The organism is Olleya sp. HaHaR_3_96 (assembly GCF_019278545.1).
In the GTDB taxonomy this organism is placed as follows: domain Bacteria; phylum Bacteroidota; class Bacteroidia; order Flavobacteriales; family Flavobacteriaceae; genus Olleya.
Genome location: NZ_CP058987.1, coordinates 173,824 through 186,051 on the forward strand (window position 1 = coordinate 173,824; position 12,228 = coordinate 186,051).

The 12,228-nt window shown below is 34.8% G+C and carries 9 protein-coding genes; 1 reads left to right on the forward strand and 8 read right to left on the reverse strand.

Annotated features, from left to right (window positions below):
- Window positions 1-97: 97 nt before the first annotated feature.
- The 8 genes from H0I26_RS00760 to H0I26_RS00795 all read right to left on the reverse strand — a co-directional run bounded on the left by H0I26_RS00760 (window position 98) and on the right by H0I26_RS00795 (window position 11,565).
- On the reverse strand, window positions 98-1,888 hold the full coding sequence (locus H0I26_RS00760; protein ID WP_218700595.1) for a cbb3-type cytochrome c oxidase subunit I: 1,791 nt from the start codon (window positions 1,886-1,888) through the stop codon (window positions 98-100).
- Between the two features lie 36 nt (window positions 1,889-1,924).
- Complete coding sequence (locus H0I26_RS00765; RefSeq protein WP_218700596.1) at window positions 1,925-3,001, reverse strand: cytochrome c oxidase subunit II; 1,077 nt, start codon at window positions 2,999-3,001, stop codon at window positions 1,925-1,927.
- Window positions 3,002-3,030: 29 nt separating this feature from the next.
- Window positions 3,031-4,437 carry a quinol:cytochrome C oxidoreductase gene (locus tag H0I26_RS00770; RefSeq protein WP_218700597.1) on the reverse strand — a complete coding sequence of 469 codons (1,407 nt, stop codon included), beginning with the start codon at window positions 4,435-4,437 and terminating at the stop codon, window positions 3,031-3,033.
- A gap of 26 nt (window positions 4,438-4,463) precedes the next feature.
- Window positions 4,464-5,021, reverse strand: coding sequence for a c-type cytochrome (locus tag H0I26_RS00775; RefSeq protein WP_256935226.1), 558 nt, complete (start codon window positions 5,019-5,021; stop codon window positions 4,464-4,466).
- 9 nt (window positions 5,022-5,030) lie between these two features.
- A complete protein-coding gene (locus tag H0I26_RS00780) occupies window positions 5,031-5,561 on the reverse strand; it encodes a DUF3341 domain-containing protein (protein WP_101015373.1) in 531 nt (176 codons plus the stop codon).
- A 3-nt stretch (window positions 5,562-5,564) separates the two neighbouring features.
- Entirely contained in the window at window positions 5,565-7,022 is a 1,458-nt protein-coding gene (nrfD, locus tag H0I26_RS00785; RefSeq protein WP_136583347.1) for an NrfD/PsrC family molybdoenzyme membrane anchor subunit, read from the reverse strand.
- Window positions 7,023-7,054: 32 nt separating this feature from the next.
- Entirely contained in the window at window positions 7,055-10,189 is a 3,135-nt protein-coding gene (locus H0I26_RS00790; RefSeq protein ID WP_218700598.1) for a TAT-variant-translocated molybdopterin oxidoreductase, read from the reverse strand.
- A gap of 71 nt (window positions 10,190-10,260) precedes the next feature.
- Window positions 10,261-11,565 (reverse strand): cytochrome c3 family protein, encoded by a 1,305-nt coding sequence (locus H0I26_RS00795; protein ID WP_218700599.1) that lies wholly within the window; start codon window positions 11,563-11,565, stop codon window positions 10,261-10,263.
- A 213-nt stretch (window positions 11,566-11,778) separates the two neighbouring features.
- Here H0I26_RS00795 and H0I26_RS00800 point away from each other — a divergent pair, with 213 nt between their 5' ends.
- On the forward strand, window positions 11,779-12,177 hold the full coding sequence (locus H0I26_RS00800) for an SPOR domain-containing protein (RefSeq protein ID WP_218700600.1): 399 nt from the start codon (window positions 11,779-11,781) through the stop codon (window positions 12,175-12,177).
- Window positions 12,178-12,228 lie beyond the last annotated feature (51 nt).

Here is a 12,228-nt window from a genome sequence, read left to right on the forward strand (position 1 = left end):
AAATATAAAGAAAAAGCCTTTCTGTTTTCACAGAAAGGCTTTTCAATATTATAGATTCTCATAAACAATTTATGAGGGTCCTATTTATCAGTTAATTTTAATGTTGTAATTCTTCTTCACCTTCTTTTAAAGGTACATTTTGCGGAACAAAATCTTCATCATGTCCTGGCTTACTATAATCATAAGACCATCTGTAAACATGAGGAATAGCACCTGGCCAGTTTCCATGCACATGCTCTACTGGTGTAGTCCATTCTAAAGTATTAGATCTCCATGGGTTTTGTTCTGCTTTCTTACCGTAAAATATACTAGAAAAGAAATTATAAATAAACACCAATTGGAAGATAGCTCCTACAATAGCAAATAATGTAATGACAACATTCACACTTGCTAAATCATCAAATAATGGGAAGTTAGTGTTAGTATAATAACGTCTTGGTAGACCTGCCATACCGATAAAGTGCATTGGGAAAAATACTCCATAAGCACACACTGCAGTTACCCAAAAGTGAACATATCCTAAGTTTTTGTTTAGCATACGACCAAACATCTTAGGGAACCAATGATACACCCCTGCAAAGAAACCATATAATGCAGATATACCCATCACTAAGTGAAAGTGAGCAATAACAAAATAAGTATCATGTACATTAATATCTAATGCACTATCTCCTAAAATAATCCCCGTTAAACCACCAGTAATGAACGTTGATACTAAACCTATAGAGAATAGCATAGCTGGATTCATCTGTAAGTTACCTTTCCATAATGTAGTTATATAGTTAAACGATTTTACCGCTGATGGAATTGCAATTAACAATGTTGTAAATGTAAATACAGATCCTAAAAATGGATTCATACCCGAGATAAACATATGGTGACCCCAAACAATCGTAGATAAAAATGCAATAGCTATAATAGATGCAATCATTGCACGGTAACCGAATATTGGTTTACGTGAATTAGTTGCAATAATTTCTGATGTAATACCTAAAGCTGGTAATAAAACGATATATACCTCTGGGTGCCCTAAGAACCAAAATAAGTGCTCAAATAAAACAGGAGACCCACCTTGGTAATGTAAAACTTCACCTTGAATAAATATATCAGATAAGAAGAATGATGTTCCAAAACTTCTATCCATTATTAATAACAATGCCGCAGATAATAATACTGGGAAAGATATAATACCAATAATAGCTGTTACAAAAAATGCCCATATAGTTAAAGGTAGTCTCGTCATAGACATTCCTTTTGTACGTAAGTTTATTACTGTTACAACGTAATTTAAAGACCCTAACAAAGAAGATGCTATAAATATAGCCATAGACACTAACCACATGGTCATACCTAAACCTGATCCTCCTTGAGCCATTGGCAATGCACTAAGTGGCGGATAAATTGTCCAACCTGCAGCTGCCGGTCCTGCTTCCACAAAGAAAGAACAAACCATAATTACACTTGAGACAAAAAACAACCAATACGAAACCATGTTTAAAAAACCTGATGCCATATCTCTCGCTCCAATTTGCAATGGAATTAACAAGTTACTAAAAGTACCACTTAAACCTGCTGTAAGTACAAAGAAAACCATGATAGTACCATGTATTGTAACCAACGCTAGATAAATATCTGCACTCATTACACCATCTGGTGCCCATTTACCTAGTAATGCTTCAAAAATAGGATTTGACTCCTCAGGCCAAGCAATTTGCATACGCATCATGATTGACATTGCTACACCTATAATTCCCATTATAAGACCAGTAATTAAATACTGTTTAGCAATCATTTTATGATCCATACTAAATATATATTTAGTTATGAATGTTTCTTTATGATGATGACCATGATCGTCATGTCCATGTTCTTCTACCTGTGCTGACATAATCTAAAAATCTTTAAATTGAATTTTTTTGTTTCTTTAATTTTTTACTAGTGAATCAACAAATAACTTTTGTTCACCCATCCAAGCATCATACTCCTCTTGTGTTTCTACTATAATTTTCATTTGCATGTTATAGTGAGAAGTACCACAGATTTTATTACACAATAATAAATAATCAAACACATAAGGCTCTAAACCTTCTTCACCTTTAGCAATTAACGCTTCGCTCTTATCTGCTCTGATTTTATTAATGTTTGATACCTTCTCCTTCATTTCCTCTGTCTCACGCATCGCTGCAGTAGTCACTGTTGGCGTAAAACCAAATTGAGTAATCATACCAGGCACACAGTTCATTTGCGCTCTAAAGTGAGGCATATAAGCTGAGTGTAATACATCTTGAGATCGCATTTTAAATACTATTGGCTGCCCTACAACTAAATGTAATTCTTTAACAATAACATCATCTTGTGCATTTGGATCAGCTTCATCAACCCCTAATTCGTTAGCTCTATTGATATCTATTAATCTAACATTAGCTTTACCCAAAGCATTATCTGGTCCTGAGTATCTTGCTTTCCAGTTAAACTGCTGCGCATACAACTCGATTACCATTGGATCAGCTTCTTCATCAACATTCATTATACTGGTCCAAGTAAATAAACCTTGTATAATTAATCCCGCTAAAACGATAACAGGAATGATTGTCCAAATTGCTTCCAGCTTGTTATTATCAGCATAAAATAAAGCTTTCTTTCCTTTTTTTCCTTTGTATTTAAAGGCAAAGTAATGTAGTAAAAATTGAGTTACAGTTTGTACGAAAAAGATAACAACCATAGAAATGATCATTAAGCTATCGACACCTGGTCCATGCTCTGAAGCAGAGTTAGACATTAATGGTAAATCTCCCCACTTAACGAAACAGACAACTGTAATAGCATAAATGAAGATTAAAAAACCTATCATTAAATACCCATTAACACGGTTATCGTTATCGTTTGCAACTTGGTTATTTTCGTTTTCCATTCCAACTTGGGTCAAATCAAAGATTTTTACCATTTGCCAGATTGCAACGAAAATAAATACTAAAACTAAAATTGATAATAAAGTCGTCATTGTTATCGTTCTTCTTTATTTAATTTTTATTAATAATGGAAATTTTCACTTTCTTTAATGAAAGGGTTTCCTTTAGGTAGTAAAGATTGTTTCGAAATCGCATAAAATACTATTAGCATAAACAAACCTGCAAATAATAAAATAGCACCGATTTCTGGCATACCTATAAACCATCTATCTCCAACTGTAGCCGGCATAATCATATTGAAAATATCAATATAATGACCTGCTAATATTACAACTCCCGCCATAATCACGAACCAAGGGACACGCTTATAGTCACTGTTCATTAATAGTAATAATGGGAATAAGAAATTCATTGCCACCATACCAAAGAATGGTAAATTATAATCTTCAATTCTCGTAATAAAATAAGTTACTTCTTCTGGAATATTTGAATACCAGATTAACATAAATTGAGAGAACCATAAATAAGTCCAGAAGATACTGAATCCAAACATGAATTTTGCTAAATCATGGATATGGCTATCATTAACATTTGGTAATAAGCCTTTAGACTTTAAGTATATTGTAATCATTGCAATTACTGTAACTGCACAAACTAGCATACCCGCTAAAACGTACCAACCAAACAAGGTAGAGAACCAGTGTGGGTCTACACTCATAATCCAATCCCAAGACATCATAGATTCCGTATATAAAAAGAACACTAAAAATGCTGCTGATATACGAAATGTTTTTATAAAGTTACGTGTATCCCCTTCAGGTGCCGCATCTTGTGCTAGAGAGAATTTACGAGAGAAGTATCTATATAAAGACCATCCTCCAATAAAAATTAATGCTCTTATAACAAAACCTGCAGTATTTAACCAACCTGACTTACCCGCCACTAATTTATCAAAATGCTCACTTTCCGGATTTACCATATCAGGATTCATCCAAACAAAAATGTGATCTCCAGAAATAACTGCAATAGCTACAACAATTAAAGCCCCTGGTAATAAATAATATGTAATTCCCTCCATTACTCTAAATAACAATGGGGACCAACCTGCCTGTGCCGCTTGTTGAATAGCGTAAAATGCTAAAGCACCTAAAGCAATCATCATAAAAAAGAATGCTGCTATATAAAGCGCAGAATATGGTCTATTATGAATTTGGTGCATGACATGTTCGGCATGTGCATCACCATGATCACCAGCTACATTATCATGTGTGTCTTCAGCATGACCTGTGACCGCATGTGCCGTATCAGCATGTTCTCCATCGTGATGAGCGTCTTCCGTAACATGTGTATCTGCTACAGCTGCGTGACCACCACCATGTCCACCATGACTAGCTTCTTCTGCTAACATGATTTTAACATCATCTTGTGATACATGATGTGCTGTATAATAACCTGTTCCCCATAATATCGCTCCTACAACCATTAGGACAAGTGATACTATTTTTAGTCTATTTGAAAATGTGTACATATCTATATATAAACTTTATCTAAATCTTATTTTTCTAGGTCTGCCTTTAATGTCATAACGTGAGCAACAACTTGCCAACGTTCTTCTTCGCTTAAAAAGTTAGCATAAGAACCCATTGAGTTTTTACCATAATACATAACATGATAAATACTTCCTGAATTGATCGCTCTTCCTGCGTCATCGTAACTCGGTACACCAAGAATTTTTCCTCTTGTCACTAAATTACCTTTTCCATTTCCTTTATTACCATGACATATACCACAATAAATCGTATATAATTCTTTAGCTCTTGGCGCATCAAATTGCATCGAATCTAAAGGTGATTGTAATTCGGCTTTAGCCAAATCATAACCCGCTATATCATTAGTGTATTCAAAAGGCGTATACCCTCTAGGAATTGTACCATCTACTGGTAATTGTGCTTCTACTCCGTTTGCAAATGCACTTGATTCTTGATAAGCTTCATAACCAACCGGCTCATACATGTTTGGCATGTATTGGTAGTTTGGTCTTGAACTCTTATTACAAGAAGTAAATGAAATTGTAACTAAGGCTATAATTGTTATTTTAATTAAATGTCTCATTCTATCTAATTAATGTGCTTTATCTACTATGTTAATTTCTACTGCTCCAGTATCCCCTAATAAATTTTGTAATTCACTTTGGTTTCCAACAACCGAAATTTCCATTAAAAAATGATCATCAGTTGTTCTTGGATCAGGATTTTCAGCATTTTTAAAAGGCCACATTTTACTTCTTAAATAAAATGTTATAACCATTAAATGGGCTGCAAAAAATACTGTAAGTTCAAACATAATCGGAACAAATGCCGGCATGTTTTCTAGGTAGCTAAAACTAGGTTTACCACCAATATCTTGTGGCCAATCTTCAATCATGATAAAGTTCATCATTAAAGTGGCTACTGCCAAACCAACGCAACCATACATAAATGCACAAATTGCTAAACGTGTTGGAGCTAATCCCATTGCCTTATCTAGTCCGTGAACTGGAAAAGGTGTATATACTTCGTCAATGTGGTATTTTGCAGCTTTCACTTTCTTAACTGCATTCATTAACACATCGTCATCGTTATAAATAGCGTGAATTACTTTTGAAGCTTCCATATGCTACTTTAAATTATTAGTTTCTTTATTATTCACTACTGACGTTCTAGCATCAGCTCCTGTCCCTACTAAACTATCACCTCTTTCTCTGATAGCTTTATAATTATCTCCAGAAGACTTTAATATAGTTTTAACCTCTGCTTGTGCTATAACTGGGAATGTACGAGAGTACAATAAGAATAGTACAAAGAAGAATCCTATTGTTCCGATAAAAATTCCAATATCAACAAATGTTGGTGAGAACATTGTCCATGAAGATGGTAAGTAATCTCTGTGCAATGATGTTACAATAATTACAAAACGTTCAAACCACATTCCGATATTTACAACAATAGAAATAGCGAAAGAGAACATAATACTTGTACGTAACTTTTTAAACCACATAAACTGAGGTGAAAATACGTTACAAGACATCATTGCCCAGTATGCCCATGCATAAGGTCCTGTTGCCCTGTTTAAGAAAGCATATTGCTCATACTCTACACCAGAATACCATGCAACGAATAATTCCGTTATATATGCCACACCTACGATAGACCCAGTAAGCATGATAACGATATTCATTAACTCAATATGTTGTACAGTAATATAATCTTCAAGACTACATACCTTTCTCATTATAATCAATAGTGTGTTTACCATTGCAAAACCAGAAAATACGGCACCTGCCACAAAGTATGGCGGGAATATTGTTGTATGCCATCCCGGTATTACAGATGTTGCAAAATCAAAAGATACAATCGTATGTACAGATAATACTAATGGTGTTGCTAAACCTGCAAGCACTAAAGATACTTCTTCAAAACGTTGCCAATCTTTTGCACGACCTGTCCAACCAAAACTTAATAAGCTATATATTTTCTTTTGAAAAGGCTTAACAGCTCTATCACGTAACATTGCAAAATCTGGTAATAAACCTGTCCACCAGAATACTAATGATACCGATAAATAAGTTGAAATTGCAAATACATCCCAAAGTAATGGTGAGTTAAAGTTAACCCATAATGATCCAAATTGGTTTGGTATTGGTAATACCCAATATGCTAACCATGGACGACCCATGTGAATAATTGGAAATAACCCTGCTTGAACTACAGAAAAGATAGTCATTGCTTCTGCAGAACGGTTAATTGCCATTCTCCATTTTTGACGGAATAATAAAAGTACTGCAGAAATTAATGTTCCTGCGTGACCAATACCAACCCACCAAACGAAGTTAGTAATATCCCAAGCCCAGTTTACTGTTCTGTTTAATCCCCAAGTTCCAATACCCGTTGATACGGTATAAATAATACAACCTATTCCCCAAAGAAAAGCTACAAGTGCGATAGAAAATACAATCCACCACTGTTTGTTAGCCTTACCTTCTACAGGAGCTGCGATATCTACAGTTACATCATGGTAAGATTTCTCACCGGTAACCAAAGGTCTTCTAATAGGTGCTTCGTAATGAGACGCCATAATCCTTTATAATTGTTTATTAATTAATCTTTTTATGCTTCTTTCGTGTTTCTCACTTTAGTATGATACTGAACATTAGGTTTAGTACCAACACTTTCTAACAAGTGATACATACGATCATCTTCGTATAGTTTTGCAACTTTACTTTCTTTATCGTTAATGTCTCCAAAAATCATTGCACCACTACCACAGGCAGCAGAACACGCTGTTTGAAACTCTCCATCTTTAATTACACGTCCATCACGTTTAGCGTCAAGAATCGTTTTCTGTGTCTTTTGAATACACATAGAACATTTTTCCATTACACCACGAGAACGTACTGTCACGTCAGGATTAATTACCATACGACCTAAATCATTATTCATGTGGTAATCAAACTCGTCATTTCCATTATATAAGAACCAGTTAAAACGTCTTACTTTATATGGACAGTTGTTTGCACAATATCTTGTACCAACACATCTGTTATAAGCCATATGGTTCTGTCCCTGTCTTCCGTGTGCTGTTGCAGCAACAGGACAAACAGTTTCACAAGGTGCATGGTTACAATGCTGACACATTACTGGTTGAAATGCTACTTGTGGATTATCTGCAGGATCTTCTAATTCTCCAAAACCTCCTAAAGAACCATTATCTCCAAATAAACCGGAGAAACCTTCTTTTTTAGCATCATCTTGAGCAAATGTATCTTCAGATGAATAATATCTATCAATACGTAACCAGTGCATATCACGACTACGTCTAATTTCTTCTTTACCAACTACTGGTACGTTGTTTTCCGCATGACATGCAATAACACATGATCCACAACCTGTACATGCATTTAAATCAATTGACAGGTTAAAATGATGTCCAATTGAACGATCAAATTCATCCCATAAATCAACTTCAGGAGACGTCACCGGAGTTTCTTCGTGATTTAAAGATACCATTGGTATTTTATTCCACCCATGCTTATGATCTTGACTATCATAAGTATTAAAAATCTCTAGTGTTGTTTCCTTTATAATATCGCCACGACCCATTAAAGTATTCTGTAACTGTACACATGCAAATTCATGCATTCCAGTTGCAGGCTCAATAGATACACTTTGAACAGTATTGAAATCGTTATATAATGTAAACGCGTTAACTCCCGTTTTCATTTCATCTTTAAGACCAGCAGTTCTACCATAACCAAAGGCTAACCCTACAGTCCCTTTTGCTTGACCAGGCTGAATAATTACTGGTACAGTTAAATCTTTAGACCCTTTAACTTTTAAAGTAACATAACTCCCGTCCAAAGCTCCCGTAGAATCATTTTCATTGACAATGTTCCAAGCTTCAGCATCCGCTTTAGATACTGTTAAATAGTTATCCCATGATGTTCTAGTAATTGGATCTGGAAACTCTTGTAACCATGGGTTATTGGCCTGTTGACCATCTCCCATTCCAACTTTAGAATATAATGTTAATTCAACACCTACCTTTGTAACCGAATCCGCTAATGCTCTTGCAGCATTTCCTGCAGGAATTTCGTCTTGTTCAATCTCTTCTTCTTCTTCAGTCACTACTTCTAACAATTCCTCTGAAGTAGATAAACCACTTACAAAAATACCATCATGTAGTGCTTGGTTATAAGATTCTCCATTAAGGATATTCTCTTTCCAATTAGTCTTAATGTATTCATTTAAAGCACTAGTATTTCCAGTCCACTTTAATAACACATCTTGAAATTGTTTTGTATCAAATAAAGGTCTTATTGTTGGTTGCATTAATGCAAAATGACCCTTCTTTAATTCAACATCTCCCCATGATTCTAAATAATGAGGTGCTGCTGCTATATATTGTACAACAGATGCAGTCTCGTCTTCCTTAGAAGTAAACGCTACTGATAATGTTGTACTTTTTAAACCTTCTGCAAAATCTTTTGCATTTGGTAAAGTATACATTGGATTAACACCGCTCATAATAACAGCTCCAACTTTACCTGATTTCATATCAGAAATCAAAGTTTGTACAGCTTTATTATTTCCTTGGCGTGTTTTTATTGGTGTTTTGTAGTCAAAGGCCTTACTTGCTAACGTCGTGTTTATTTCTAAAACGACAGTTTGCGCATTAATATCCTGAATACCGGTAACTACAACACCATTACTTCCCGCTTTAATTAATTCTGAAGCCGCTCTTTGAACAGCGTCTTTAATTTTTGCAGGTAAGTCGTTTGCATTTACCGAACCACCCGTAATTAAACTATGTAATTGCGCTAATGCTAATTTCTGTTGTGATGGCGTTAATGGGATACGTTTATCTGCGTTTGCACCAGATAAAGACATATTAGATTCAAATTGAATATGTCTTGACATTTTACCATGATCAGGAATTCTTTTTACAGAATATCCAGAATCAAATCCTCCACCTTGCCAATCTCCTAAAAAGTCTGCACCTACAGACACAATAGTCATTGCCTTAGAGAAATCATAATTAGCTAATCCTCTCTCACCATACATTGCTTGGTAAGCATCTAATGCAGCCGACTCCGATACAGCATCATAAACCACGTGATTTACATTACCATATTTCTCAGTAAATTCTGCAACTAACTTAGATGTTGATGGACTTGCATATGTTTGTGTCAATAGTACGATTTGTTTTCCTGAATCCTTCAAAGCCTCTAAAGACTGCGTCGTTTCAGAATTAAAATCAGACCAAGAAATAGCTTTTCCACCTTTCTTAGGACCTTGTACTCTTGTGCTATCATATAAATCTAAAACCGAAGCATTAACTCTAGCATTTGCATGACCATTGGTAGCAGCTAGTGTATTGTTTTCAATTTTAATTGGACGACCTTCACGAGTCTTTACTAAAACACTTGCAAAATCAAAACCATTAGCTATAGTTGTTGCATAATAATTAGCAACACCAGGAACAATTCTGTCTGGCTGTACTACGTAAGGAATTGATTTAACTACTGGTCCCTCGCACGCTGCTAATGATGCAGCAGCAGTACTAAAACCAACATACTTTAAGAAATCACGACGTGTTGTAGAAGAAGCCTCTAATGTATCCTTATCACCTAAGAACTCATCAGTAGGAATCTCTTGAACAAATTCGTTTTGTTTTAGCGTCTCAACAATAGAACTATCTTTTAGCTCCTCAACACTTTTCCAGTATTTCTTGTTTGATGACATATTATATAATTGAATTTATTTCTTTATTATTTATTTTAAACTTCACTGTCTACTTTGATAACCTTAGTTAACTAGTAATGACATTTACCACATTCTAATCCTCCCATTTGCGCAGCAGTAAGGTTTTCTACACCATACTTCTTAGACAATTGCTCATGAATTTTAGTATAATATACGTTATCTTTAACCTTAACGTTAGTTTCTCTGTGACAGTTAATACACCAACCCATTGTTAATGGCGCATGTTGATACATGATTTCCATCTCCTCTACAGGACCGTGACATGTTTGGCATTCTACACCACCTACAACAACGTGTTGTGAGTGATTAAAATAAGCAAAGTCCGGCAATTTATGTATTTGAATCCATTTAACTGGACTTGTTTCTCCTGTATACTTTTGATCAGCATCATCCCAACCAACAGCATTATAAAGCTTTTTAATTTCACCATTGTAATCAACACCAAACTCAGCTAAACCTTCCGCTTGTGTTTCTGGCGCTACTTCATAAATTGATTTATGACAATTCATACACACATTTAAAGAAGGAATCCCTGAATGCTTACTAACTCTAGCTGAAGAGTGACAATATTTACAATCGATCCCATTATCACCTGCGTGAATTCTATGAGAATAATGTATTGGTTGAATTGGCTCATACCCTTGATTAACCCCAACTTGCATTAAGAAGCCGTAAACAAAGTACGCACTAGCTAATAATAAACCAATAGCTGTTATAAATACTAAAAATTGATTTTGAACAAACGCTTTCCAAATTGGTGTACGGCTTGAAGTTTCAGCCAAAGAAACCCCTTTAGCATCAGCAAAACGACGTAAGGTTTTATTTACTAAAAATAAAGCTCCTGCTAATAATGCAAATAAAACACCTAAAGCCCCTAAAATAATCTTGTTAGATATCCCACCTTCAGAAGAAGTATTTGCTGCTTGAGCCGTCGGATCCCCTGGCGGAGGAGTCACAACTGTTGGCTCCGTAGCAGTATATGCTAAAATATTATCTATATCCGCATTTGTTAACGTAGGAAAAGCACTCATGGCAACACCATTAAACTCAGAATAAATCTTATTCGCATAAGCGTCTCCAGATTTAATAACTCCTGAACTGTTCTTTATCCAGTTATACAACCACTCTCTATCTAAACCTTCTGCATCTGCTAAACGAGACTCCACTTTTCGCAAAGCAGGACCTGTCATTTTTTTATCTAACTTATGACATGCTATACAATTAGCATTAAATAAAGACTTACCTACTACTGCATCGCCTTTTTGAGCGAAAAGTGAGGTTGAAAATGTTAGTAAAAAAATTAAGCTTAAACGAAGATTGTTACGACTTAACTTACGGTGAATCACCTGTTTCATATTATACATTGAATTTACTTCTAAACTTTGGCATGGTTTTTTCATCTATCATTACAAAATACAGATAAAAAATACCTTGTACAAAAGTAATACTTAAAGTCGATTTTAGAAATCTTAAAGAAGTCTTAATTGCTAATTTAGAGATATTCTAAATAATAAAATAGGTGACTTTTTAGTTTAATACTTATACATTTGCATTAAATAAGTTTATAAATGAAGAAAACACAACTAAAAACCTTTTATCTAACTGCCTTAATTACAATTGGTTTTTCAGCCATGGGTCACTCTCAACAAGGGACCGTAGTCGTAAACGAAGATCCTGCAATTGCCAATTTACTAAAGCTAAAAAAAGAGATAAATAGCAACGAAAAAAACAGTAATAGATATAAAATACAAATCTATTCTGGTCATTTAAGTCGAGCTGAAAGCATCAAATCCTCATTTAATGGATCAGTAGGCCAGTGGAATTCTCAATTAGTTTTTGAAGCCCCAAATTACAAAGTATGGGTTGGTAATTTCAGAAAAAGACTAGAAGCCGATCGTGCTTTAGTAGAGGTTCAAAAAAAGTTTGGAGACGCCTTTATTTTTAAACCTTTGAAAGAAAAAAACTAAGCCATTACACTACTTATTAAACACAAAAAAAGCGATTCAAATGAATCGCTT